The organism is Methanosarcina siciliae T4/M, assembly GCF_000970085.1.
GTDB classification, from domain to species: Archaea; Halobacteriota; Methanosarcinia; order Methanosarcinales; family Methanosarcinaceae; genus Methanosarcina; species Methanosarcina siciliae.
Window position 1 is genome coordinate 2,154,125 of record NZ_CP009506.1, and the last position, 25,604, is coordinate 2,179,728.

The following is a 25,604-nucleotide window of genomic DNA, read 5'->3' on the forward strand; positions in this document are numbered from 1 at the left end:
CGTAACTATTTTTTGGTGGCGTCAATTACTGAAATCGTGTCGCTGACTCTGTTCGCTACATATACTGTTCCATTCGGACTAACTGCAACTCCATATGGATCACTTCCTACATTCACACTACCAGCAAGAGTATCTGAGGTTGTATCAATGAAAGAGACAGTATTACTACCGTAATTAGTCACATATGCCATTGTTCTATCCGGTTTCACTGCAACTCCTGAAGGATAGGTTCCTACATTCACTGTGGCTGTAACAGTGTTTGTATCTGTGTCAATCACAGAGACACTGTGGCTGTAGTAGTTAGCTACGTATACCTTTTTTCCATCCGGTCTCACTGCAACTCCATGAGGAGAACTTCCTACCTGTACCGTTGCTGCAATGGTGTTTGAAGCTGTGTCAATTACAGAAACAGTATTGTTGTTAGAATTCGTAATATATGCATATGGCACCATAGGAGAGACATTTTGCACATTTATCTTGCTGCTCTTCGTGTTCTGACCATATGCATTTGTCACTGTGAGCGTTGCTGAATAGTTCCCAACTGTGGTATAAACATGAGTTGGGTTTTGCTCGGTTGAATAAAATCCATCTCCAAAACTCCAGTTCCATGACGTTGCGTTTTCAGATTGGTCAGTAAATTGGACAGAAAGAGGAGCATATCCCTGAGTAACGTTGCTGCTGAAGTTTGCAACGGGATATAATGTTTGTGTTGGAGGAGCACCTATAAAATGCCCAAATGAATTAGGACTGTTAAATCCAGTTACAGTGTCTTCAAGAGTGTCGGTTGTAGTATCAATTACTGAAACACTGTTCCCTACCCGATTCGATACATATGCTTTTGTCCCATCTGGCGTAACTGCGATTCCTGAGGGTCTGCTTCCTACATCCACTGCGTACGTAACAGCATTAGTTGAAGTGTTAATTACAGAGACATAACTATTATAATTCGATACATACACCTTTTTCCCATCAGGACTGGCTGCAATTCCATTAGGATTGTTTCCTACGTAGACCGTAGCTGTAACATTGTTTGTTGCCGTATCGATTACAGAGACACTGCCACTATTGTAATTAGCCACGTATACTTTCGTTCCATCCGGTGTGACTTCAACTCCGCGAGGATTATCTCCTACATTCACAGTGGCCGTAACTATTTTTTTGGTGGCGTCAATTACTGAAATCGTGTCGCTGACTCTGTTCGCTACATATACTGTTCCATTCGGACTAACTGCAACTCCATATGGATCACTTCCTACATTCACACTACCAGCAAGAGTATCTGAGGTTGTATCAATGAAAGAGACAGTATTACTACCGTAATTAGTCACATATGCCATTGTTCTATCCGGTTTCACTGCAACTCCTGAAGGATAGGTTCCTACATTCACTGTGGCTGTAACAGTGTTTGTATCTGTGTCAATCACAGAGACACTGTGGCTGTAGTAGTTAGCTACGTATACCTTTTTTCCATCCGGTCTCACTGCAACTCCATAAGGAGAACTTCCTACCTGTACCGTTGCTGCAATGGTGTTTGAAGCTGTGTCAATTACAGAAACAGTATTGTTGTTAGAATTCGTAATATATGCATATGGCACCATTGGCTCAGCACTTTGTTCGATATCTGCCGATGCGGCAGATGAAAAGAGAATTAAAAATAAAAATAGAATTGTTAAAGCTAAAGATATTGGATATAATTTATCTTGAAATTTCACTTGTTCTTCCTTCTTTGTCTTTTATTTTATACTTTTTATTTAAACACTCTAAATTTTATTCCTAATTTCCAAGTTTTCTCAGTCAGTATTGTGAAAAATGATATAATGAGATGATTTGTCTAAGGACATCGATTTATAGAATACTTAAATTTTTGAACTCTCAAATTTTCAAGTCTTCGGCTTCTTATTCCTCAATTACATTGGATCTATAACTCACTGAAACTTCATTATTCCAAATTTACTCAAAACATCAAACCTGTTTTTCTCTTCTGGATATTTTGAAAGCAAATTTTCCTTCTACCCTCGCCTTCACACTTCATTACTTTCAAGAACTGTACCAACAGTATACATATAAAAAATATGTATATAATATGTAAAATATTATTTAATGTTTGGAAGATGTACATATAGATAAACATTTCCTTTTTTTACAAATACATGACAAAATATGATAAACAAGATAAAAAATGTGACTTAAATAAGAAAAAATGGAGCCTTGTATATGCGTATATAACTACAAAAGAGTATTTATAAAAAAAATATAATTTGCAGAGATATAGCTAACCACTCAAAAAACTAAAAAAGAACAAAAATCAATTTTCAGGCACTTCCGTAAAAAAGAACCTCAAAAAAGAGAAAAAAAGAAATAAAGCCGCCTTTTAAAAAGCAGCTTCAATTTTACTCAATGATGTACGTTTTCCATCTCAACCTGTTCCCTTTTATGCCCTTATATAAGCTTCATCGACTTCTTTCAGGCACCTGTAGCAGAGATCCACATCTTTCTTGACTATCCCTTTTGAGAAATCCGGCACCTGCAGTTCCACCGGGAAAACTCCTGTTTTGTCTCCGCAGAGGGCAAATTTGCCTTTTCTGCACGAGGGCTGGTTTTTGTTTGCTTCCAGGTAAGTTTTCTGGGCGGGATCGAGGCAGGTCTCACAGAGGCCTTTCCAGAAACCATTGGGGTAGGCTAATTTGAGGAGGTGGCGGAAGACTCTGACAAGAATACAATCTAGTTTTGGATTCAAAAGTGACAATTCAAATAATCAAACTAGACAAAATATCTTAAAAATAATATTGCAAATAGAAATGTTTTGTGTGATATCCTGTTGGTTATGAAATATCTGTAAAGGCAAGTATCATGATAATTAATCCTGGAGCATATTTATAGAGATTAGATCGACATAAAAGGTTTCAGAGTCTATAAGTGATCTAAACTTAAATTACCGGGACCCCGGGTTCAACCTTTGATAAAAAACTGGCTACTTTAATCTCTTCTAATATGTTGCCTGCCCTCAAGTGTATTATTTGTGCTCTCAGGCCCAGATGATACTCTTACTTCAGTCATAAAGCCTGCACTGTTACCTTGTAATGTATTATTATGAGAATTCCCCAGTGTGATATCAAATGAGTATCCGATTGATTTGACGGTATTGTCAAGAAGTTTGTTATTATTTGAATCTTCAAGACCAATGCAGAAATAGTCATCTATAACTGCATTTTTGCTCAGTTCGTTGTTTGAAGAATTTTCGAGGCGTATACCATCCCAATTTCTCGATACATTATTACCTGTTAGCTTGTTGTTATTTGAATTTTTAAGAAGGATCCCGTTTCTATACTCCTTCCCATAAAACCAATTATGACTTACTTCATTATTTTTTACGATATTTCTACTTGAGTCTCTCAAGTAAATTCCACGCCCATTTTGAGATGCATTGTTATTTTCAATTGTAATGTTTTCAGCTTTTTTCAGGTAAATTCCGTATTTGTCAGAAACCAGTTTATTGCCAGCGATAATGCCACAGGATCCGGTATAACGTATGCCTGCCTTGTCTGTTCCTGTCACATTAAACCCGCAAATTGTTACATTGTCAGCAGCTACATAGAATATATCATCTTCCGGATCTGCAGCCTGAATTATAGTCTCAGTTGATTCTCCAGGCTTTGAAATTATGATGAGAGATTTGTTCACAATCAAATTTTCCTTATATAATCCCGGATAAACAGCAATAATATCGCCGGAACTTGAATTGTCTATTGCCTGCTGGATCGAGTCTTCTGGGTGTACGTAGACGTTTATTGAATCATCGCTAATATTATCGAGAAAATTGCTTTTCGAATTATTGATGAAATTGTCAGAAGGGTTATTTATTGGATTATTGTCAACATTATCCGAAAAATTATTGTGATGTACCCAGGATATAATTACAGAAATTGTGGAATCAATGAAAGATTTGTTTTCTATACCCTGATCTTTAGTCTCATTCTTAGAAGTACGATTGGGAGAATCATCTGGTAAATGATCCACATCTGAATTCCCAATATTACCTCTCAAAGTGTTGTTATCTGAGCCGACAAGCTCAAAGCCGTGTTTCCTGTTTGAATTTGCAATGTTATCGGTTAGGATATTATCTTTTGAGCTCCCAGGGTCAATTCCTGCATACCTGTTTGAATTTGCAATATTATTGTTTAGCAAGCTGGTACTGCAATTGAATAAATTAATTCCATCGCCATTGTAATTTGCAATATTTCCAGTTACTTCATTTTGTATGGAAGAACTTAAAGCTATACCGTTATCTTTGTTAAAATTTGCAGTGTTGTTATGCAGTTCAGTATTAGTTGATTCTTGAACATCGAATCCATTGAAATTAAAATTTGCCACATTATTACTTAAATCCTTAACTCTGCCTATTTATAGGGACTATATCATCTAATTTGCTTATTTTTTCTCATTTTTAATATCATTAGAACGATTTCAAATCGAAACTTATATATGCCTATATTCCCTACATAATAGGGATTATGGAACCCTGGGCAAGATGCTGGCTTGAAGATCAGCGTAAAGCTGGAGAAAAATGTCTTGAAATCAAAGTTCGAGGCGCTTGTCATTATGTTTATCGCTCTACGAGTAAATATGACAAAAAAATTAAGAAGGGTCGTAAAGTTTCAGTTTACATTGGTAGACTCGACAAAGATTACGGCTTTATACCTAAAGGTGAGAAACCTAAAACTAATGTGATACCTGTGCCTCACTCTGTCACTGACTATGGAAATTCAATGATTTTACATAATATGATGGGAGAGCTCAAACCTTTTCTCATGAAAAATTTTCCGGAATATTGGGAAGAACTCTATGCAATGTCAATTGTTCGTGTAAATGGATATGTCCCCCTCAAACGAATTAAAGATACTTGGGAAGATCTCTATAATCTTGAAGGTATAAAACCAAATCTTAATCCATCCAATCTTTCAAAAGTGTTAAGGGAAGTAGGCTGTGATAGGTTTGGGCAGAATGAGCTATTCAATCATCTCAAAAATGCAGACACTCAACTCGTCTATGACTTAAGTTCCTGTTTCTCTCGATCTATGAATATTCTACAGGCTGAAAAAGGCTACAACAAAGACTGTATTCAAGTTCCCCAAATCAACTTTGCCCTTCTTTGTGGTCTTGATAGTGAAATGCCTACTATGATCAAATCAGTTCCAGGCAGTGTGAAGGACATAAAGACATTATACAAAACAATAGAAGAGTTGGATATCAGCGATAAGATACTTCTTCTTGATCGTGGTTTTTTCTCAGAGAACATCCTTAACTGCTTAGAAGAAAAACATATCAAATTTGTGTTACCAACAAAAAGGAACAGCCACTATTATGACACAAGAATACACCTTAATGAAGAATTCATCTATCATGATAGACTCATCAAATGTGGTAAAAGAAAGTTAGGAAATAGGTTCCTATATTTATATGAAGACCTGGATCTAAGACTTGAAGAACAGAAGACGATCTTCAGAAAGAGAGAGGAAGGGAAGATCAGCGATGAAGAGTACTCTTTAAAACAAAATAGAGCAGGGAAGTTCTTGATTATCTCCAATTACGACATAGGAAAAAAGGAGATGTATGAACTCTACAAAAAAAGAGACTCGATTGAAAAGTTGTTTGATGCATACAAAACAACATTAGACGCTGACAAATTGTATCTTCATGATGATGAGAGCGTTTATGGGCATGTGTTTGTGGCATTTCTTTCATTATATGCGTACTGTAAATTGTTGAAGGCAATTAAAAAAGCAGAGATAAATGACAAGGTCTCACCCATTGATATCCTATTGAAGTTTAGAAAAGTGAAAAGTATAAACTTTGGTGAAAAAAGTATCATTACTGAAGTTCCTAAGAAAGTAAGAGAATTAGATAAAACTCTCAAATTCAACATATTCCCTACAAAAAATGGGAGTTAAGGTACAAAATGAATCAAATATCTGAATACATATCAGCAAAGGTCCGGATAAATTCCTAATCTTTTTATATTTTTACTGAATGAGCATAGATGGGACGTTGGTGACAGGTCGAAGGTTATTCTTGAAGTCAACATGTAAAAAATTAGATCGTGAATTCTGATCCGCACAACCATAGTGGGCTTACCGAACTGTTCTTGTCCTGCTCGACGAAGGAAAGCGGTCTTTCCCTTAAAACTCTAAATATGAGATTCAAATTTTTGGAAAGGCCGGTTGCAGACGACAGGTGAGTATGCCGAGTCTTAAAAGCTGGAAATAACCATCATTGTAAAGACAAAAAAGTGAAACCTGGACCTGGCATGGTTAAAATTTAAACAGTTTGGTCCTTCATGTTTCCCCTTATGTTTCCCCTCATGTTTCCCCTCATGCTTCCCTCATGTTTCCCCTTCAACAAGAAGCCATTTCCAGACAGGCATAAAAATTATTTTCTTGTTCTCTACCATGATTTCTTCTTCTACGTCCTCGGTAAGGATAAGACCTTCATTCAGCTCAAAACTGTCCATTGCTAAGAGCAACCCTTCAGTCTCTCTTTTTCTTGTCATTTCACTTTCTATATCCCAGCAGACCTGGACTGCCTGCGTGAGCACATTTTTTTCATTGACCAGGAAGTCGACTTCTTTTTGTTTTTCGTTTTTCCAGTAATATATATCCCTGTATTTTCTTCTGAGGTGCATAAAAACTATATTCTCAACAAGCCTGCCGTAATCTTCCGAGAAAGCAAATGCTACTGTGTTTCTAAGGCCTGTATCTATACAGTAGACTTTTCTTGGGTTAAGGACCTGTTCTTTTAAGGAGTAAGAGTACTTTTTTATGAAAAAAGCATATATGTGCTTTCAATGTATGAAGAGTAACGTTCGACTGTATCAAGGCTGGTTTTAAGGACATTTTTAATCCTGTTATACGAGTTCGGGGAGGATATGTTTGTATGGTAATATCTTGCAAGTTCTTCTAATTTTTTGATGTCTTTTATTCCATATCTCATTGTTATATCTTTTATCAGGATGTCACGGAAATATGTATAAAGGAGCTCTTTTTTATTTCTCTCCTCTTCCTCCAGCACAACTTTTGGAAATCCGCCTGTTTCGACATATTCTTTAAAACTTCTTTTTATCATCTGGCGCTTTGAGATAAGGTCAAGCTTCCTGAAACGAGGGTCTTCGAAGTTTATTATGAGTATGTTTTCTTTTGCCGTTCCTTTTTTAATTTTTTCTTCCATGTACTGGAGAACCACTGTTGATTTGCCTGTTCTTTAAAAAGTTATCACTTAAATCGGTAATTTTAGTTCAATATTTATAATTTACATCGGTAAGTTTAGTTAAATATCTATAATTTTTATCGGTAAGTTTGAAATACATATTATCATTTTCATGGTAACATAAGGCTGAGAAAATCTTAATAGTCCAAATTTTACGAAAATCCCTAATGATATTCAAGCTTGTGAACCCTGATATCAATGACAGGATCTGCGACCCAGCGTGCGGGACAGCGGGTTTCCTGTTTACGGCTTGCAGGTACATCCTTAAAAAGTACACAAGTCCTGATATGGTGAAGGCTTTAATTTTTGACTCTACAATGGTCAGGATCGCGCTCATGAACATGGTCCTGCACGGGAATGTGCGGCTTAATCATAAAAGCAGCCCACCTTCATCGAATGGGGAGTCCCGGTACTCAAAAATCCGATAAACCATCCCCGGCTTTCTGCAAGATGTGAAGGGGATGTGAGAGAAAGTTTATGAAGCTTCAGTCCCCCTCTTCAGCCAGCTTCCCCAATATTTTTTCCGATTTTGCAGTAAACTCTTCTGCGTCTTCATTCCGGTTCAAGTCTGAGAGAGTTTTTGCATACTCCCTGAAGATTCCAGCCAATTCTGACAGATAACCGGAGTCTTCCGACTCTTCCTCATCTCCTTCTCCAAGAAAAACATATGTTAGGTCCATGGATCCTTTTGTGCTGTCTTCCAGTTCTTCTTTGTCTACTCCTTCAAGGAAATCGAGGGCCATGTCCATAGATTCTTTTGCACTCTCGTATTTCTTTGAAAGGAGGAGGGTCTTTCCGCGTTCCATGAGTTCGGAAGCCAGCATCGCCTTAACAGAAAGGGGCCAGAGCTCATCATCAAAAATCATCTCATAATATTCAAGGGCTTTTGAATACTGTTCCTGTGCAAGCTCTTCTTGTCCTATTTCCGCATAAAGGGAACCCAATTTGTCATAGGTATTGCTCTTGGCTTTCAGGTCCTTCCAGTTTGCCAGAAGATCAATAAGTTCCTCCATCACCTCAACAACGCGTTCTTGAAGTTGGATCGCGGATTCGTAGTCCTGCCGAATTATATAATAATCAACAAGATTTCCAAGGGCATGGGCCAGACCATATATATAGGTCTCACTATCAGGAAGCAGTTCAAAGGCTTTCTCCCTTATGTCCAAAATTTTTTCGTAATACTGCCTTTCAGTTTCGGGGTCCATCTCTTCTGGCCTAAAGTACTCATATAGATCCCCAATAGCTTTGAAAATTCTGGCAATTTCCTGGTTTGAGTCCTCATATTCGGGGTCCTTCTCCAGAAGGATCTCGTAGACTTTTATTTCATTCATGTAGCACTTTTCTGCATTCTCGAGATTATCAGTCATTTTAAAGTGTCTTGCAAGTTCACTAAAGGTATTAGAAAGGGTAGATTTAAGAACAGAACTCTCTGGCTCATTTAAATCGGAAGTCCTGAAAATATCCAGGGCTTTATCGTACAGGTCCTGGCCCTCGTCCGGCTTACCCATGGCAGTCATTATCGCTCCCTTTTGCAGTAGAACCCGGCACAGGATGTCCGTCCTCTTTGTTTTTTCCGCCAGTTTTTCGGCTTTATCAAGTTTTTCAAGAGCTTTTTTGTACCTCTCCTTTCCAAATAGAGAAGATACATCATTTAAAGTCCTAACCAGTAAATCCTCAGTTTGCTTGGACATGGAGACAAATTGGAACTCGGGCTATTTAGAGTTAAGTAATAATGGAAAAATAGATTCCCGATTTACTCTAATTACCCGAATTACCTGATGGTAACTTTAGCGCTGCGGACGTCCCTGCAAGGTAGGTGATTCCGGTAGCCGCTTATGCATATGTATATATATCGTTTCATATTTACCATATAAATAAGCACAGCAGGTATAAACTTAATCTGGAATTTCTATGGTCGTCAAAGACTTTTTCCCTCATGAAGAGTTCAGAGAACAACAGGAATACGTTTTAGATAAAATTCAGGAAGGACTTGACAGGGGAAAAATAAATTTTATAATTCAGGCTCCAACGGGTTCGGGAAAAACTGCACTGTCTATTGCAATTGCCAGGTATTTTAAAAGTGCCTACATCTGCACCAACCAGAAGTCTCTCCAGAAACAATACATTGAAGATTATCCTCAGTATGCAAATGAAGTTACTGGAAGAGGGAACTGGACCTGTAAAGCATTACAGGAAATGGGAGAAAAAAAGGAGGATGGGTCCGGTTACCCTTGTTCTGAGGGCCTTTGCAAGCTTTCGGTAGATGAAGAGGAAGACGAGGAAAGCGAAAATAAAAAGCATAAAATGATAGAAAAATTTGAAGTAATACCGGAATGTGACCGGAAACCTGTTAAATGCGACCTGGGTTATGAAGAACAAGGTAAAGATAATCAGAGTAGTCATTTTGCGGGCTTTTCTTCCAGCAGAGGGAGTTTGTGCTGGAAAACTAAGGGACATGAGAAGTGTGAGTATTATGTCCAGAAGATGAAAGGTTTAAACTCTCCAATCACGATTTTTAACTATAATTATTTTTTAATCGAATCCAATTACGTAGGCGACTTTGGGGAACGGGAGGTTTTAATCGCTGACGAAGGGCATAACATAGAATTCCAGATCGCGAATTTCATAAAATTCACGTTTTCGAATAGGAATTTAAACTTTCTGCCGGGTTCTAACTTTCCGGACCTCGGGGACATAGAGCTTACAATGAAGGAAAAGCTGGAAGTATATGCTTTCTGGCTGGAGAATATTAAAAAAACAATTCCTGAAGAAATAGCAAAAGAAGTTATCAACCTGGAAAAATTAAATTATCCTGAAAAAGAGCTTCACAGGATTGTAAAAATTATCCGGAACAAAGTAGATAGCAGAATTGAAGATTTAATTGACGTTTTAAAAGAAAGGATAAAAGAAAAACGTAGCAATGAAGATAATATTTCATCCCTGGTTGCCAGATCACAAAAGGACCGAAGTGAAAAACCGAAATATGAAGCCCGGCTCAGGGTTGAGAGACTCAATAAATTAGTAAATTTGCATGGCAAAATTGCGAGATTTTTGTTAGAATACTGGAAAAACCCGTCCAAATGGATAATGGAAATCAAAGAAAAAGGAAAAGAAAAAGATAAGGAAATAGAGTCCGTTAATTTCAAACCCATTTTCATTAACGAATACGCTGAAAGCAAATTTTTCAGGTTTGGAAAAATCCGTGTAATACTGTCTGCCACTATTCTTGATTGTTCTTACTTTGCCGGGAATATGGGACTTAATCCCGAAGATACGGTTTTCATCCCGATTCCTCCGACATTCCCCCCGGAAAACCATGGAGTATATCATCTTTCCATAGGCAAACTGAATTTTGAAAACCTGGTTCTGAATAACGACCGTATTTTGTGGGGTAACCTGGTAGTGGCTGTGGATGTCATATTATCAATGTTCCCGAAGTATAAAGGAATCATTCACACATCGAATTCCGACATCTCGAAATACTTAAAATCATACTGTAAAGAAGGGCATTCCCGACTTTTAACACACAACCAGCAAAACAGATTAGAGGTTCTGAACCACCATCTTGAATCCCCCGAACCTACCGTGCTTTGCACCCCTTCCATGACAGAGGGCGTAGACCTTGCAGATGACTCCTCCAGGTTTCAAATTTTGATTAAAGTCCCTTTTCCTGATATAAGTGATCTTTACATTTCGACAAGAAAGGACAAAGACAAATTTTTTTATAAATACAAAACTGCTATTTCAGTCTGCCAGAGTATTGGAAGGTCCATAAGATCGGAAGAAGACTGGGCTTACACATTTACCCTGGACTCAAGGTTCCCTAAATATATTTCGGACCATAGAAGCCTGATAAATGAATCAGTGAGTTTTTACGAGAAAAGAATCCTTGATTTTCCTTCGGAAAAATCAATACAAAAATTGAAGAAAGAAATATTCCGGAATTTACCTTTTTGAAAGAGCATTGTACCATGTCACATGAGACACCAGCCTGAAAAAATCAAGTATGGAAATGTCATAATAAAGCAAGTATTTCTACTCTACCCTACCCGAAACAGCGAAGAGCCGTCTTCTTTATTAATGTCCCCGGTATATTCGCGGTATACTACGTATTTGCCATTCATTTTTGAATATATACATACAGAAAAATATACACAAACGGAAAACCATAGGCAATGAATTTTGAAATTTGTTAGAAATTAATCTGGAAATTAAATTTAATCCGTAAATTAGTATTCAATCCCTTTCCTTGCAGGGACGTTTTTTTCAAAGGGATGCTTCACAAACTTCATTTCAGTAACAAGATCTGCCCTTTCGATCAGTTCTCGGGGAGCCCTCCTCCCTGTCAGGACGACTGTTGTCTCTTCCGGTATATCCTCCAGCAATTTCAGGATATCTTCGGCCTTCACAATTCCGAAGTGAGCTGCAAGATTTATCTCATCCAGTATCAAAAGTCTTGGCTTCCTCTTGAGGGCATTTTTTGCAAATTCGAGCCCTTTTGCCGCCAGTTCATAATCCAGGGGTATGGGATTCTTAAAGTCTATAAACTCTTCCCTTCCGAACTGATGGATCTCATATTCCGGGGCAAGCCTATCCTTTATCCTGTATTCTCCGATGTATTTTCTACCTTTCATGAACTGGATAATTATGGCCCTGTACCCGTGACCTACCGCTCTGAGGGCCAACCCAAGAGCATTCGTGGTCTTTCCTTCCCCTTCCCCGGTATAAACATATATCATGCCCCTGGCCATTTTACCCCCCAGAAGATGTTTTCCTGTTGACGAAGAGTAGTTTGCAGAACCATACATTATTTCTTTGGCAAGGTTCATGCTAAGTAGATAGTTATGGATTCTGTTATGAGATATCTTACGATTATATTTACCTTCGATGAGAATCTCAAAGTAACATGCTCAACATATTCTTTATGGATCTGCTGAACTCGACGGGCTGAGATCCCCTGGATCTCAGCTATCGTCGAGGTAGATTCACCTTTCGACTTTTGCGCAATGATCCAATGTATCTTTTTACCATTAAGTTTCACAAAAGATAAGGGATTACAACCAATATTTAGCGCGAAATAATTTCGGGATAAAATACTCCGTCCTTTCTTCTAAATGTACTTCCGCATTACTCTCCAAGCTTTGCCACATATTCTGCAGTGTAAAAGGCAAATGTGTCAAAGTCTTTAAGGTTTTCAGCAAGTAGTTTTCTTAACATATCGAGATCCAATTCTTCATAAATATGAACCAGAATGTTCCTGAAACCGGCGGCAAAAGCAAATTCCTCTGCGAACTCTTTCGGAATTATTTCGTACCTTCCCGGGATTCGGAACACACTCCTGTAGTCTTCAGGCCTTTCAAGCCCCCCTTTTGAGATGATTCGTTTCAGCAGCTCTCTGTTCAAAAAGTCTTCATGATATTTCCGGTCCAGGTATCTGGACATTACTTTCTGTTCCACATCCTGTTTCATGTCCTCGTTTCTGACAAATAACGGACATTGGGTCTTATGACTTCAAAATTAATAACGGGTGCAGCATCATTCATCACAAGAAGGTCTACATCTGTTTGAAGACCCATTGCATTTTTCTCTATGCCCTGTTCTTTCAAATATGTTATGTTGTAAGAAGGAGCAGAAATAACATAACTAAAAAAAGACATCCAAGGCAGTAGAGAAAAACATGAATATGTTTGAGAGCCGTGCAGTCAAAACTTTGATTATCTTGAATCCGGTGTGCTAAGCATATTAAAAGAACATTTATCTCTAAAAGAGCATTATCTCATAAGGATGTCGTTAAAATGGATTTCGAATTGAGAAAATGGAATAAATCCGATACTGAAAATTTTTTCAAATACTCCCAAAATCCAAAGGTCGTAGAAAATATGAGAGATGCTTTTCCTTCTACCCTGGAGGATTGCAGAAAAACAGTAGAGAGCTTCAGCTCTAATGAAGAAACACAACAATTCTGTCGGGCGATCGTTGTGAATGGAGAAGCGGTGGGGTGCATTGCCATATTCTCTAAAAACGATGTTTACTGTAAGAGTGCAGAGATTGCATACTGGCTGGGAGAACCTTTATGGGGCAGGGGAATAATGAGCAGAGCAATAAAAGAGCTTTGCAAGACAGCTTTTGAACAGTATGATACTGTCCGGATATTTGCAGAGCCTTATGCACACAATATCGGCTCAAGAAAAGCCCTTGAAAAGGCCGGATTTGTTTTAGAAGGCACAATGAAGAAAAGTGTTTATAAAAACGGCAGGCTCTTTGATTCCTGTATGTATGCTCTTGTGAAATGACTTTAATAAAGGTTCTTTTCTTTCAGTATCTTTTCAATATCTTTTTTCAGTTCAGGCAACCGCTCATTAGCTGTTTTCCACACAACAATGATTTTAAGGGGATGCCTTAAGACAAAAGTGTTTTTTTCATCGGAGACGAACTCATCGAAATCCATTCCTTCAATAAAACGCTCACAACTTTCAATGGTATCAAGAAGTATCAAGAATATCACAGATCAATCATTTTTGAAAGTCAGGGAAGAATCCTTTCCCTTTGTATGCTCTTCCACATGCGCATATTCATGTTCCGTCTTTAATCTTCCCTTCAGGAACCAGCACATCCCTGCGACCACAAAGCCGAATCCTGCCCCTGAAAGAAAAACAGGCTTAAGTCCGAAACGGACCAGCATAAAACCGAAAAAAACAGGAGAAAGTGTCTGACCCGCATACTTCATGGAATTATACAGGGAAACAGTGCTCCCCATTGAAGCCATCGGGGCGACCTGGAGTATCAGGGTATCCCCCATGATCTGGATAAGCCCGCCTCCAATTCCGAAAAGCATTAGAAGGAGGACCAGAACAACTTTCGAATTCACAAGCCCGATCATTCCACAGGCCAGGGCCGTCAGGAAAAAACCTGCCCCTGTAAGGGAGAGCAGGGAATATTTGAGGGAAAGCCCTTTTACACGGCTTGAAACAAAAATAACGGTTATCCCGATTATTCCCTGGGCAAACCCTGCTTCTTTTGACGTGTACCCAAAATCGGTCTTGAGTTTGAAAGGCAAATATATGACTATGACAAAGAGGAGAAAGAAAATCGCAAACCCCAGGAATATTGCATAAAGGACTTTGAAATCCATGAGTGTGGAAAGGGGTTCGAGTAAACTTTTTTTCCGCTTCTTTTCATTCCCATTATTTTCTTTCCTGTTTAGCTCTGTTCCGTTTAGCTCTGTTCCGTTTAGCTCTGTTCCGCTTAACCTGGTTCCTTTTTCATCTATTTTCTTTCCGTATCCTTTTACACCCGGGCCTTCATGTCCTTTTCCATTTGGCAGGAGTATTGCAGCAAAAACAGCGAGGGGAAGGACAAGCCCATAGAAAAGGAAAGGGAAGTTCCAGCTTTTCAGAGCCATCAAACCCCCCAGCACCGGGAAGCCTACGAGCCCGATCGCAGAAGTCATACCCACCCTGCTTGTAGCATGAACCCTTTCATGCCCCGGATAAAGATCTCCGATAAGGAGCATAGCAACGAGCAGCATCCCTGCAGCCCCGATCCCCTGCACGAACCTGAAGATAAGGAGAGTTTCAAAATCCGGAGCAAAATAACATGCAATCCCCGCAAACCCGTTGAGAATAAGGCAAGGGATGAGAAGGGTTTTCCGACTCAAACGATCCGCGAACATCCCGAAGACCGGGGTAAAAAGTGCCGTTGCAAGAGTAAATACCGCAACTACCATTCCGATATCCTGTTCCGCAGTTTTCAGCGGGCCTAGCATTTCGGGAAGCACGGGCCCCAGCAGAGTCCCGTTTGCCAGCGCAAAAAACATTATTGAGCAGATGATAGGAAGCCAGGTATTTTCGTATTTTTTCATACTCCTGTCCCCTATTCTCGAAATATTTGAACCCTGGCGCTGACAACTTTCATGATCCTTAACCCATTTTTAAAGACAGTTGATATATATAGTAATGAATTTGATAGTATATTAATAAATAATAGTCTTATGCACGGGAACTGTCGGTTCAAAATTAAGACAATCCTGAGCCTGCGGAGCTGTGCAAAAATACCGGGGTGGGGTAGGTCTGAAGATTATACTTATCGGAGATTGTATTACCAGGCTGATGAGTGCTATGCTGGCTGTTGCTTTGCTTCTTGTTTCCGCAGGGGCAGGGAATGCGGAAGTTATTTATGTGGAACCCGGAGCTTCAATCCAGGCAGCTGTAAATAACTCAACAACCGGGGACCTTGTTATTGTGAAAGCCGGGGACTATGAGGAAAATATAATTGTCAATGTTTCGGGGATAACGGTAACTTCGGAACCTGAGAACTCTGACGGCGTACTTATCAGGTCAAAGGATGAAAACTCCAGCGTGTTCCAGATCAAAGCAGATAATGTAACTATCAGCGGTTTCAACATAACCGGGTCAGGTGAGGTTTTCAGCTCCTTTGAGGCTGCCGGGATCACAAACTCTTTTAACTCGAGAAGTTCGGGAAGACTTAACGGGACTTCGGGAATGGAAGCCAGACAGGCTTACGATTCCGGGGAAGGAGAGATCTTTGTCACCAGGTGGAACGGGGCTGGTTGTCCCTCGGCAGGGATCTGCCTTGATCAGGCTAAAAACTGTACGGTCGAAAGAAACAATATTTTAGAAAACCGTTATGGAGTGTACCTCCAAAGCTCCGAAAACATTACGATCTCGGAGAATAACTTTTCCCGAAACGGCATATGGTTTGATGAAGGGTGCAGCAAGAATATGGTGATTAACAATGCCATTAACAGGGGGTACATCATCATTGGCGCGCACTGCTGGGACAATATAATGTTCCAGAACAGGCTCTCAAACGGCGGAGGGATAAGCATTGCCTGCTGCGGAGGAGGCAATCTTGTTTCAAAGAATGAGGTCCGAAATTGCAGTAACGGAATTGATATGTATGACACCCAGGCAAGGACCGTCCTTCGTGACAACCGGATTACGGACTGTGAGAACGGGATCTACTTGATTTTCGTCTTTGACTCCAGGGTGTATGATAACACAATTTCAAACAGTAGCAAAGGCATCTATTTGAGAGAAGACTGCCACAATAACGAACTTTTCAACAACAGTATAAGTTCCAGTAACGAATCAGGCATCCTGCTGGATTATAGTACTGACAACCGCATCTACAACAACTACTTTAACAACACTGTAAATGTAAAAGCTGAAAACAGTGAAGGAAACACCTGGAACACTACAAAAACTTCGGGAGAAAATATTGTGGGCGGTCCCTATCTGGGAGGAAATTTCTGGGCTGACCTTAACGGAACCGGGTTTTCGCAGACTGCTGAAGATTCGGACTCGGACGGGATCTGTGACCTGCCTTATACCGTCAACGGGAGCGACTTCGACTATCTCCCGCTTGCCGAACCCCCTTCAATGCCCTCAGTGGACCTTACAGTAATAATAGGGACACCTGAAGCAAACAAAAAATCCGATGTCTCCATAGAGCTTGCCCTGGGCAGCCTGGATTTCGGGGCCCTGCTCCCCGGGCAGGCAAGTAACCCGCAGGTCTTGAACATAAAAAACACAGGAAAAAGCGATGTGAAAGTCACGGCTAAGATCGTAAACTCTTCGGATTCAGTTTTTTCCGAAGGTATCTATCTTTCCTCTCATTTCTGGCCTGATTTCTCAGAAGTAATTTCAAACGGCACCGGTAAAGATGTTGAAGTCGTACTTAACATTCCGGCAAACTATTCCGAAAACGGCATGAAAAAAGGGTCTATTGTTTTCCGGGCTGAGAAGGTTTGAGAAGTTTACCCTTTTTCTCTCTATTTCTTATTTAAAGCCCATTACTCCGCTTAAAACTTTAAAATTCTGTAAACTTTTTAAATATTTAAATTCTGTAAACATATCTAATTTATATTTTTTAATTTCACCTTTACCTTTCATCTATAGAATATTCTTCCCGAACTTCCGATCTCCCGTATTTTTTTAGTTGCCGTCAGATAATTATATCAGCTTGCATGCCAGTATCTTCCATAGGGGTACTGCAAAAATCCTCGTGCTTGATTGTGGCTGATAAAAACAACAGGTTCGGGGAAAGGGGGTCTCACAGCACCCATTTGCATTGGTTTATTGGACCTGTTATATCCGTATTTTCCTTTCGGCCGGTATTTTACTGGGATTTTACTGGGAATAGAATACTGCTAAGATAGGAAAATTCTGGCTGCTCTCAAAACAGAATTAAATGAATTTTTGAAACAGGTTCATCGGGAGTAGGAAGAGGATGTGGGCGTTAATGGGAGCAAGCAGAGTAATTATAGTAGTAGCTATTGCGCTTATCACAATTGCAGTTTACAGTCCTGTATCCGCAAAGGAAATTACCGTAGATAACGATTCTGGAGCGGATTTCAGGTCAATTCAGGAGGCTGTAAACAATTCGGTTTCAGGGGACACGATTATAGTTAAACCTGGAACATACAGGGAAAATGTTATTGTAAATACAAACCGGCTTACGGTCAGGTCGGAGTCAGGAAAGCCTGATGTGCTGGTTGAACCTCTGGACGAAAACAAAAGCGCTTTTCTCATAAGAGCTGACAATGTGACAATCACTGGTTTTAATATAACAGGAGCTGGAGAACCTCCCAACTATCCCAGAGGCTTTGTTGCCAGAAACTTTACTGAACCTGCGAGTACAAATCGAGAATCGGCTGCTGAAAACGTTTCTGCTTTTATAGCAGAGGAGATTTTTAAGGCCAGGGGATTCGAACACTACCGGCCTCCATGCGGGATCTCACTTGAAAACGCCAGCAATTGCGTTATTACCGAAAACGTGCTGTTTGAAAATTATAGAGGAATCCGCCTTGATAATTCCAGTTACAATACTGTCTCGAAAAACCTGTTTGTCAATGATGGGATTGCTGCGGGTGAAGGAAGCGGGACAAATAATCTGACAGGAAATATCATTGAAAAGGGTTACATTTTACTGGGACCTTGGGCATCGAATAATTTAATAGCCGAAAATAAAATCTCAAACGGCACAGGGATAAGCTTTGCCTGTTGCGGAGGAGGCGACGTTATATCCTGTAACACGATTTTTAATTGCTCCAGTGGAATCGATGCATATGATCGTGGTATATATATCCGGAATAATACGATTACGGACTGCACTCACGGGATAGAACTTTCATTTTCGTTTGGAACCGGCATTTACGGCAATAAGATTTCAAACTGCAGCATAGGCATTAGTTTAGGAGATGCCTGTCGTGGAATCGAAATTCTCAACAATACAATAATCTCCAGTGTAGACTGCGGGATCTCTATTCCAGACCAGGAAGACGATGAATGGATCTATAATAATTATTTTAACAATACTATGAACATAAGGCTCGGAATTAGCGAAGGAAATATCTGGAATAGTTCGCTTACTTCCGGCACTAACATTGTCGGAGGCCCGTCTCTTGGAGGAAATTTCTGGGCAAATCCGAATGGTACGGGTTTCTCTCAGACCTCAGAGGATTTTGACCTTGACGGGATTTGCGATTCAGCTTATGAAATCGACGGTCCAGAAAATACCGATTACCTCCCCCTTTCAAGACCTCCGGAATCGGTGGCCATAAGCGTAGGAGATGACGAATCGGATGCCGATTACGACTCAATCCGGGAGGCTATTTCGGCTGCCGACCCGGGTTCAACCATTCTTGTTTATCCGGGGACCTATGTAGAAAACGTGGCTGTAGCTGTGGAAGGTTTGAAAATCTATTCAAGATCGATCAACCCTGAAGAGGTCACGGTTCAGGCTCTTAATCCTGATGAGAATACTTTCCAGGTGACTGCAAACAATGTCACAATCTGTGGGTTTACGGTGAAAGGTGCGGGTACGGAATCAGATACATCAGGCATATACGTTGACTCAGTTTCCGGGTGCAGGTTATGCAACAACAAAGTAACAGAAAGTGCCTTCGGGATTGTGCTTCTGGCTTCGAGCAATAATACCCTCAGCAATAACAGTGCGGAGATCAATGGAGATTCCGGAATATACCTTAACTCTTCGGATAACAACCTCCTGCTTAACAATACTGCATACAATTCAAATTCTTCTTCCGGGCCTGCTCTTTACCTGTCGAATTCGGGCTCAAATATCCTCCGTGATAATGAGCTGCTGGCCAGTTACTACGGCATCCTGATAGAGTCTTCGGAAAACAATACAATCAGCCGGAACAGCCTCCGGGAAAATACAGACTGTGGAATCCTGCTGGCTGATTCCAATGGCAACAGGCTGTATGACAACTATTTCAACAATTCAATAAATGTAAAGTTTGAAGGGAGCGAGAACAATACCTGGAATATAGAAGGAACCAGGGGGACGAATTTTATGGGGGGCCCCTATCTGGGCGGGAATTTCTGGGCAAAACCTGATGGCAGCGGCTTTTCGGAAACTGCTGAAGATTCTGATATCGATGGACTTAGCGATTCTGCTTACAATATTGAAAATACCGGCAAAATCGATGCTATTCCTCTTGTAAGAGCTCCCGGACCAGTATTGCTCATAAAGGGTGGGGCACCTGTTACGGATTTTTCCTCGATTCAGGCTGCTGTGGACTCTGCAACTCCGGGAAGTACTGTCCTTGTATATCCCGGCACTTATGAAGAAAATATCCTTCTGGATGTGGAAAACATAAGCCTTGTTTCGGAATCGGTCGGTCCGGGGAGCACGATTATAAAGGCTTCCAATACGACCGATACCGTGATTAAAGTGACTTCAAAAGGCGTTACGGTTTCAGGATTCTACATAACCGGGCCCCACTCCTTACGAAAAGAAGCATCCGGGATATACCTGCTCAATACCTCCGAAAACACGATTAAGAACAATGTAATCTCCGAATACCTTTATGGGGTGCATCTGGTTTCTTCCGACCGGAACAACATTACAAACAACACTGTAGAAAACAACCAGCGGGGAGCGTACCTTCAAAACTCGGAAACTAATTTACTGACCAGCAATATGGTTTCAACCAACACTGAAGGCATTGTTCTGGATAGTTCAGGCAACAATTCCCTTAAAAATAATACCATTTATCGGAACGGGTATCAGGGGCTCTATATTTATTCCGGTGACCACGGCCATGCAGCTTCAAACCTGATCACGGACAACCTTATTTCCAAAAATAATTATGGAATTTACACTTCTTTTTCCGAGAATAACACTGCGAGGAACAACATAATAACTCTCAATGCAGAGGGAATTGTCCTTTTGAATTCTAACGATAACCTTTTACGGGATAACCTGATAGAATCAAACAGGGATTTCGGGCTCTACATGTCCTTTTGCAGAAACAATACTTTCTATAATAATCTCTTCAACAACACTCAGAATCTGGAACCAGCTTATGGTAACCAGAATATTAGCTGGAACAACACAAAAACTTCGGGAAAGAACATCATCGGAGGGCCAAACATAGGAGGTAATTTCTGGGCAAAACCCGATGGCACGGGATTCGGCCAGAACTGCACGGACCTTGATAAGGATGGGATCTGCGATTACCCTTATGAGGTTAACGTGAGCGAGTTTGACTATCTGCCCCTGTACTCCTTTCTGCAGGAGGGAGGGGAAAAGTGACGGAAAATAAAACTACGATCACGCCAGACGAAGAAGAGCGGTCTTTCAAACAAATAAGAAAAAAGTAAAAGAAGTACAAAAGCCGGTAAATAAAAACGATTGAGGGCACCTGTAAGAAACTAAGATTTAAATGTGACCAGGAAAATTGATAATTTACTGTTTCTTTTTGTTTTTTTCTTTCCTTTTGTTTCGGTCTGCTTTTTTGGAAGGACCGCCAGACAGGCTGGCGGAGGCGTCCAATAATATTTGAATTTAAAAACGGTTTCTGGGCTTTTATTTTATCTAAAAACCCACCCTGATGATCCTGTTCTCCACCTTTCTCTTCAGGGCATTCTTTTTCTCAGGGCTATGCTCAGGCAGAGTCCCAGCCCTCCGTACAGGATCACAAACCCGAAAACAGCCATCAAGAAGCTGCCTGTTGAGAGCAACATTTTACTTCACCTCCTTATTGATAAAAGGCGTAAGGATAGAGATTAGAATTCCAAGGACAATTACTCCGGCTCCGATCATTATGGCTGCAAGATCGTAACCCTCATAGGGTGCGGCCAGGTTCGACCGGGTATCTACAAAAACGATATACATCAAGGCAACCGGGATTACAAATTTTACACAGGCATCCCACCAGATTCCTGCCATGATATCCGAATAATTATTGACCCATTCTCTTATCTTATCTGCACCATAGATCCAGCCGATTGCAATGGTTTCGAGGATTCCCACTATGATCAGTCCATAGGTATTGATAAAGTGGTCTATAATATCAAGCCAGTAAATCCCTCCCCTGGTTGCATAGATAAGGCTGAAGAGCAGCCCAAAGCCTATTGTGAGGTCAACTGCCTTGCCCCTTTTCATCTCAAACTTGTCCATTATTGAAGAGGCAAAAGCTTCCACGAGAGATATGAGGGAAGAAAGAGCTGCTATAACGATGCAAAGGAAAAAAGCAACTGCAGTGAGGGCTTTTAATCCCGGGAGCATATTAAGGGCTTCTGGCAGCACCACAAAGGCAAGGCCTATGCTCTGGGCCACCACTTCTTCAATTCCGAGCCCTTTGGCGTAAGCCATGTAGCCGAGAGTCCCGAAAATCGCAAAGCCCATTGTGAAACTGAAAGCTCCGTCTGCCAGGCTGACAATGAAAGCGTTGTTTACGATATCGCTCTTTTTTGAAAGATAGCTTGAATAGGTAATCATTATTGCCATACCAATACTCAGGCTGTAAAAAGCCTGCCCGTAGGCTGCCTGCCAGACCTTTATGTCTGTTAGTTTGCTGAAGTCCGGCTTCAGGTACCACTCTATTCCATTGATTGAGCCTTCAAGGGTTATTGCTCTGAACACAAGCACGATTAAAAGAACCCAGAGAAGAGGAATAAAGATTTTACTTGACCTCTCGATTCCCGCCTGCACACCTCTTTTTTCGACAAACCAGATAATCAACCATGTAGCCAGCAGCCCTATAAGAACCGGATAGGAAAAACTTCCCAGGTTCCAGGGAGAATCAGAGACATGTAATAGTTCGTTATTGAAAAAAGCTCCCGTATCTGTACCCCAGCCGAGAGTAAACGCTTTTAAAAGGTATACAAGGCTCCAGCCCACTATTACGGAGTAATAAGTCGTAATTATAAAACTGGCAATTACACCCCACCAGCCTATCCACTCGAAACTTTTTTTTGCCCTTTTAAGTGAAAGCGGGGCTGAGCCGCGAAACTTGCTTCCAAGTCCGAACTCAAGTATCATAAGCGGGATACCCGCAGTCAGGAGGGCGACAAAATACGGGATCAGGAAAGCACCTCCTCCGTTTTCATACGCCATGTAGCTGAACCTCCAGATGTTTCCAAGGCCGACTGCAGAACCTATTGCTGCAAGAATAAACCCAACTCTGGTGTTCCAGACTTCTCTCGCCACCAAAAATCACATCCTATAAACTTTTTTTAATTCCACACCCGGGTCAGGGAAAGTTAAAACAGATTAATAGGCAAGATACCTGCAAATGAATAAGGAAAAAGCTTATTCATTAGGCAGACTTGCAGCTACGGGCATACTTACAGCTACTGCCATAAATATAACCTTAAACTCTTGTTCCAACTTAAATTATCCCTTTTCCGAATGCAGGATAAAGTAATTCTTTTTTCAGAATTTCCGAATTTTTTCTGCTTTATTTAATTATATCTATAATTTAATTATTACTGCTTATTTCTGTGTGAGCAGGAATAAATAAATTTTATTAATTTTTCCTGCCGGATATACTATAACAAAAAATTCATGAATAACAAAGTATTTCATTATAAATTATATGAATCACTCATCAGGAACAAAGTTATTTTTGGTACTGGGTCTGTGTTTCTGCCTTTTTTCAGGAGCAGAAGCCTCAGATTCTTTTGTTCTGGATAGCGAGGATGTGAACCTTTCGGAACTCAAGGCTTTTGACCTGTCATGCAAATGTGAAACCGGATGTATAGTGAATACCGTATCACTTTCTTCAACTGGACACTATCTTGTAGTCGGGGGGTTTGACCACAATGTTTCCTTATTTGATTCAAGAGGGACACAACTTTGGAATTATAAAACTGGAAATATAGTTTATACAGTATCTGTTTCTTCAGATGGATCTCGGATTGTGGCAGGAAGTAACGACAAAAAAGTGTACTTTTTTAACCGGGAAGGCGACCTTCTCTGGTCATACAAAACCGGAGGCAACCTGAACAGTGTTGCAGTATCTTCCAATGGCCTGTATGTAGCCGCAGGAGGTGAGGACGGAAAGGTTTATTTCATAAATAGTGCAGGCAAACTGCTGTGGAGTTTTGATTCAGGGGCAGCTGTACGCAGTATCGCGATATCCAGAGAAGGGACTTATGTGGCAGTCGGAAATGCCAACAATTATGTCTATCTCTTTGACAGCGAAGGAAAAATGATATGGAACCGAAAAACCGGAAGCCTGATTAACTGCGTGAGTATGACTCCGTCCGCTTACTATGTGGCTGCCGGGGGGTCTAACTATAATGTTTATCTTTTTGACCGCAAAGGGGAATTTTCCTGGATGCATAATCCGGGCTACTGGATCAGCAGCGTCTCTTTAACGACCAACGGCGCGTATCTTGCGGCAGGCAGTTTTGACGACAAGGTTTACCTGTTTAACCGCACCGGAGAGAAACTATGGGACTACAAGGCAAAAGATGAAGTCTATGCCGTTGAGATCTCTGCCGACTCTTCCTTCATTGCAGCCGGGAGCTGGGATGATACCCTCTATGTCCTTAATATGGACGGAGAAGAACTCTGGAACTACAGCTGCGGAGGAAATATTAACAGCCTGGACGTTTCACGCGACAGCACAACTATTGCGGTAGGGAGTGGTGCAGGAACAGTATATCTTTTTGAACGGAACAAAACTGCTTTTGCCCCGCTGCTGGGAGACGAAAGTTTCCTGCCTGAAGAAACTGAAAAAGAAACGGATGATGTCCTTGCCAAAGAAAGCATCGAGCCAGCAAAAGAAGAAACGTCAGTTACCGGAGGCGTTGAAAATAAGGTCGAAGACGCTCCTGCTACCTCAAGCAGCGGGAGCGGGAATACAAAAACAGGAGAAGATTCGGGGTCGGAGGAGTTATCTACCGAAAAGAGTTCTTTAAAAGTCCTGGAAAAGCTTGATTCGGTAAAGTTTCCTGCTGCCTTTCTCATCGGATCTCTGGCGGGCACGGTCTTCTTCCTGAAACGCAGGCTTGTCAAATACCACGAAAAGAATGAGAACCTTGAGGATTTTGAAAATCTTAAAGAAGAAGATTTCAGAGAATAACTGAGAAAAACTATAAAGCAGGAAAAGATGTAAAGCGGAGACGGCTCCTGAGATAAGGAGTTTCCCCAAATATTTTTTTGCTTAATTATTTCCTTCTATTTCTTTACTTGCAGCCTCGGACAGCGTCCTGATGTGGAATTCCGAACCGAGTTCCTCTGAAACCTTTCTGCACTTTTCCATATCTATTTCAGGGATTTTAACAACCGTAACCCTGGTAGGGATTCCCGCTTCTCCTGCCTTTTTTACAAAATCAAGTATTGCTCTGTAAGCATTTTTGCGGGCCGGTCTGCAGAGTTTATTGTATTTTTCTTCGGACTCTGCATTGAGGCTGACTGAAATAGAGTCTATACCTGCTTTTTTTAATTCGGAAACTACGTCCAGTTCGGGATTAATCAGTGCAGCATGCCCATTGGTATCAAGCCTTACCCTTACGTCCCGGCTTTTAAGCCAGCGGGTGACTGCCAGCACCACATCGAACCTGAGGGTTGGCTCTCCGAGTCCTGTGAACACAACTTCCCTGTAATTAGAAAGGTCAAGCCCTTCAAGAGCTTCGAGAATCTCTTCCATTGTTGGTTCTTTTGAGAGCCTCAGGTCGTACCCATAAACGCCGTCTGCAAAGTTGCGGATGCAGAAGACGCAGTCCGCACTGCAGCGGTTTGTAAGGTTAAGATAAAGATTATTATGGGCCTCGTAATAAATTATATTCATACGAATCAAAATCCTCACATTCCTTATAACCATGACGCATTTATCCGATTTTTGGCTCCTTCCTTTACCCCATGCCTCGGCTTCAGATCCGATTCAGGAGGCGGACTTTTCTTGATGCTCTTAGAGACTCCGTTTTTTATGGTTTTATATAAGCTCGCCTCCTGTTGCTCTACTTTTCAAGCAGAAAGTTTATAGGTGATCATGTACTTGTAAGGTGCAATCTGCAGCATTTAGCTAGCAGTATCTATATTTCAACTCATTTACTCTCCGC

General features: G+C 40.7%; 20 protein-coding genes and 1 pseudogene. 7 read left to right on the top strand and 14 right to left on the bottom strand.

Going from position 1 to position 25,604, the window contains the following annotated elements; all coding sequences use genetic code 11:
* Window positions 1-5 precede the first annotated feature (5 nt).
* The 3 genes from MSSIT_RS09150 to MSSIT_RS21185 form a co-directional block, all read right to left on the bottom strand.
* The gene (locus MSSIT_RS09150) at window positions 6-1,598 is read right to left on the bottom strand and encodes a YVTN family beta-propeller repeat protein (RefSeq protein ID WP_052721580.1); all 1,593 of its coding nucleotides are present in this window, start codon (window positions 1,596-1,598) and stop codon (window positions 6-8) included.
* An 833-nt stretch (window positions 1,599-2,431) separates the two neighbouring features.
* Window positions 2,432-2,737 carry a F420H2 dehydrogenase subunit FpoO gene (gene fpoO, locus MSSIT_RS09155; protein ID WP_231590491.1) on the bottom strand — a complete coding sequence of 102 codons (306 nt, stop codon included), beginning with the start codon at window positions 2,735-2,737 and terminating at the stop codon, window positions 2,432-2,434.
* A gap of 239 nt (window positions 2,738-2,976) precedes the next feature.
* Complete coding sequence (locus MSSIT_RS21185; protein WP_052721581.1) at window positions 2,977-4,371, bottom strand: right-handed parallel beta-helix repeat-containing protein; 1,395 nt, start codon at window positions 4,369-4,371, stop codon at window positions 2,977-2,979.
* A 140-nt stretch (window positions 4,372-4,511) separates the two neighbouring features.
* On the opposite strand from MSSIT_RS21185, the gene MSSIT_RS09165 reads away from it, so the two are divergent.
* A complete protein-coding gene (locus tag MSSIT_RS09165; protein ID WP_048171832.1) occupies window positions 4,512-5,948 on the top strand; it encodes a transposase in 1,437 nt (478 codons plus the stop codon).
* A gap of 431 nt (window positions 5,949-6,379) precedes the next feature.
* On the opposite strand, the gene MSSIT_RS21190 is transcribed toward MSSIT_RS09165, so the two are convergent.
* Window positions 6,380-6,832 carry a DUF4143 domain-containing protein gene (locus tag MSSIT_RS21190; protein WP_082088933.1) on the bottom strand — a complete coding sequence of 151 codons (453 nt, stop codon included), beginning with the start codon at window positions 6,830-6,832 and terminating at the stop codon, window positions 6,380-6,382.
* Window positions 6,814-7,221: an ATP-binding protein gene (locus MSSIT_RS21195; RefSeq protein ID WP_148705251.1), complete on the bottom strand. Its 408-nt coding sequence runs from the start codon at window positions 7,219-7,221 to the stop codon at window positions 6,814-6,816. The genes MSSIT_RS21190 and MSSIT_RS21195 overlap by 19 nt, the downstream gene beginning before the upstream one ends.
* Window positions 7,222-7,427: 206 nt before the next feature.
* Between MSSIT_RS21195 and MSSIT_RS09175 the strand changes: the two genes are divergently transcribed.
* Window positions 7,428-7,688, top strand: a complete 261-nt coding sequence (locus tag MSSIT_RS09175) for an N-6 DNA methylase (RefSeq protein WP_048171834.1) — start codon at window positions 7,428-7,430, stop codon at window positions 7,686-7,688.
* A gap of 57 nt (window positions 7,689-7,745) precedes the next feature.
* Here MSSIT_RS09175 and MSSIT_RS09180 read toward each other — a convergent pair whose 3' ends face one another.
* Window positions 7,746-8,951 carry a tetratricopeptide repeat protein gene (locus tag MSSIT_RS09180; protein WP_048171836.1) on the bottom strand — a complete coding sequence of 402 codons (1,206 nt, stop codon included), beginning with the start codon at window positions 8,949-8,951 and terminating at the stop codon, window positions 7,746-7,748.
* Window positions 8,952-9,171: 220 nt separating this feature from the next.
* On the opposite strand from MSSIT_RS09180, the gene MSSIT_RS09185 reads away from it, so the two are divergent.
* The gene (locus tag MSSIT_RS09185; protein ID WP_048171837.1) at window positions 9,172-11,217 is read left to right on the top strand and encodes a helicase C-terminal domain-containing protein; all 2,046 of its coding nucleotides are present in this window, start codon (window positions 9,172-9,174) and stop codon (window positions 11,215-11,217) included.
* A gap of 272 nt (window positions 11,218-11,489) precedes the next feature.
* Here MSSIT_RS09185 and MSSIT_RS09190 read toward each other — a convergent pair whose 3' ends face one another.
* The 3 genes and pseudogenes from MSSIT_RS09190 to hepT all read right to left on the bottom strand — a co-directional run bounded on the left by MSSIT_RS09190 (window position 11,490) and on the right by hepT (window position 12,729).
* Window positions 11,490-12,089, bottom strand: coding sequence for a cob(I)yrinic acid a,c-diamide adenosyltransferase (locus MSSIT_RS09190; protein ID WP_231590539.1), 600 nt, complete (start codon window positions 12,087-12,089; stop codon window positions 11,490-11,492).
* A pseudogene (locus MSSIT_RS23115) lies at window positions 12,072-12,301 on the bottom strand (IS481 family transposase); the annotation flags it as partial. The pseudogene MSSIT_RS23115 and the gene MSSIT_RS09190, both read right to left, overlap by 18 nt.
* A gap of 86 nt (window positions 12,302-12,387) precedes the next feature.
* Entirely contained in the window at window positions 12,388-12,729 is a 342-nt protein-coding gene (gene hepT, locus MSSIT_RS09195; RefSeq protein WP_052721584.1) for a type VII toxin-antitoxin system HepT family RNase toxin, read from the bottom strand.
* Between the two features lie 326 nt (window positions 12,730-13,055).
* On the opposite strand from hepT, the gene MSSIT_RS09200 reads away from it, so the two are divergent.
* Window positions 13,056-13,553 (top strand): GNAT family N-acetyltransferase, encoded by a 498-nt coding sequence (locus tag MSSIT_RS09200; protein WP_048171839.1) that lies wholly within the window; start codon window positions 13,056-13,058, stop codon window positions 13,551-13,553.
* A 2-nt stretch (window positions 13,554-13,555) separates the two neighbouring features.
* Here MSSIT_RS09200 and MSSIT_RS09205 read toward each other — a convergent pair whose 3' ends face one another.
* Together MSSIT_RS09205 and MSSIT_RS21200 are read right to left on the bottom strand one after the other, a co-directional pair.
* Complete coding sequence (locus MSSIT_RS09205; protein WP_048171840.1) at window positions 13,556-13,765, bottom strand: ribonuclease HepT family protein; 210 nt, start codon at window positions 13,763-13,765, stop codon at window positions 13,556-13,558.
* 3 nt (window positions 13,766-13,768) lie between these two features.
* Entirely contained in the window at window positions 13,769-15,121 is a 1,353-nt protein-coding gene (locus tag MSSIT_RS21200; RefSeq protein WP_052721585.1) for an MFS transporter, read from the bottom strand.
* Window positions 15,122-15,302: 181 nt separating this feature from the next.
* Between MSSIT_RS21200 and MSSIT_RS09220 the strand changes: the two genes are divergently transcribed.
* Window positions 15,303-17,033, top strand: a complete 1,731-nt coding sequence (locus tag MSSIT_RS09220) for a right-handed parallel beta-helix repeat-containing protein (RefSeq protein WP_231590492.1) — start codon at window positions 15,303-15,305, stop codon at window positions 17,031-17,033.
* A 490-nt stretch (window positions 17,034-17,523) separates the two neighbouring features.
* Window positions 17,524-20,844 carry a right-handed parallel beta-helix repeat-containing protein gene (locus MSSIT_RS21205; RefSeq protein WP_052721586.1) on the top strand — a complete coding sequence of 1,107 codons (3,321 nt, stop codon included), beginning with the start codon at window positions 17,524-17,526 and terminating at the stop codon, window positions 20,842-20,844.
* Window positions 20,845-21,167: 323 nt separating this feature from the next.
* Here the strand turns inward: MSSIT_RS21205 and MSSIT_RS23120 are convergent, their stop codons facing one another.
* Window positions 21,168-21,275 carry a MetS family NSS transporter small subunit gene (locus tag MSSIT_RS23120; RefSeq protein ID WP_148705256.1) on the bottom strand — a complete coding sequence of 36 codons (108 nt, stop codon included), beginning with the start codon at window positions 21,273-21,275 and terminating at the stop codon, window positions 21,168-21,170.
* A 1-nt stretch (window position 21,276) separates the two neighbouring features.
* A complete protein-coding gene (locus tag MSSIT_RS09230) occupies window positions 21,277-22,743 on the bottom strand; it encodes a sodium-dependent transporter (protein WP_231590540.1) in 1,467 nt (488 codons plus the stop codon).
* A 388-nt stretch (window positions 22,744-23,131) separates the two neighbouring features.
* On the opposite strand from MSSIT_RS09230, the gene MSSIT_RS09235 reads away from it, so the two are divergent.
* Window positions 23,132-24,625, top strand: coding sequence for a WD40 repeat domain-containing protein (locus tag MSSIT_RS09235; RefSeq protein WP_048171844.1), 1,494 nt, complete (start codon window positions 23,132-23,134; stop codon window positions 24,623-24,625).
* 81 nt (window positions 24,626-24,706) lie between these two features.
* Here MSSIT_RS09235 and MSSIT_RS09240 read toward each other — a convergent pair whose 3' ends face one another.
* The gene (locus tag MSSIT_RS09240; protein WP_048171846.1) at window positions 24,707-25,366 is read right to left on the bottom strand and encodes a TatD family nuclease-associated radical SAM protein; all 660 of its coding nucleotides are present in this window, start codon (window positions 25,364-25,366) and stop codon (window positions 24,707-24,709) included.
* Between the last annotated feature and the right edge of the window lie 238 nt (window positions 25,367-25,604).

Bases quoted from the DNA above. Each gene is read 5' to 3' on its own strand.
- MSSIT_RS09150 (WP_052721580.1), bottom strand. From the start codon at position 1,598: ATGGTGCCATATGCATATATTACGAATTCTAACAACAATACTGTTTCT.
- MSSIT_RS09165 (WP_048171832.1), top strand. From the start codon at position 4,512: ATGGAACCCTGGGCAAGATGCTGGCTTGAAGATCAGCGTAAAGCTGGA.
- MSSIT_RS21195 (WP_148705251.1), bottom strand. From the start codon at position 7,221: ATGGAAGAAAAAATTAAAAAAGGAACGGCAAAAGAAAACATACTCATA.
- MSSIT_RS09175 (WP_048171834.1), top strand. From the start codon at position 7,428: ATGATATTCAAGCTTGTGAACCCTGATATCAATGACAGGATCTGCGAC.
- MSSIT_RS09180 (WP_048171836.1), bottom strand. From the start codon at position 8,951: ATGTCCAAGCAAACTGAGGATTTACTGGTTAGGACTTTAAATGATGTA.
- MSSIT_RS09185 (WP_048171837.1), top strand. From the start codon at position 9,172: ATGGTCGTCAAAGACTTTTTCCCTCATGAAGAGTTCAGAGAACAACAG.
- MSSIT_RS09190 (WP_231590539.1), bottom strand. From the start codon at position 12,089: ATGAACCTTGCCAAAGAAATAATGTATGGTTCTGCAAACTACTCTTCG.
- hepT (WP_052721584.1), bottom strand. From the start codon at position 12,729: ATGAAACAGGATGTGGAACAGAAAGTAATGTCCAGATACCTGGACCGG.
- MSSIT_RS09200 (WP_048171839.1), top strand. From the start codon at position 13,056: ATGGATTTCGAATTGAGAAAATGGAATAAATCCGATACTGAAAATTTT.
- MSSIT_RS21200 (WP_052721585.1), bottom strand. From the start codon at position 15,121: ATGAAAAAATACGAAAATACCTGGCTTCCTATCATCTGCTCAATAATG.
- MSSIT_RS21205 (WP_052721586.1), top strand. From the start codon at position 17,524: ATGGGAGCAAGCAGAGTAATTATAGTAGTAGCTATTGCGCTTATCACA.
- MSSIT_RS23120 (WP_148705256.1), bottom strand. From the start codon at position 21,275: ATGTTGCTCTCAACAGGCAGCTTCTTGATGGCTGTTTTCGGGTTTGTG.
- MSSIT_RS09235 (WP_048171844.1), top strand. From the start codon at position 23,132: ATGAATCACTCATCAGGAACAAAGTTATTTTTGGTACTGGGTCTGTGT.
- MSSIT_RS09240 (WP_048171846.1), bottom strand. From the start codon at position 25,366: ATGGTTATAAGGAATGTGAGGATTTTGATTCGTATGAATATAATTTAT.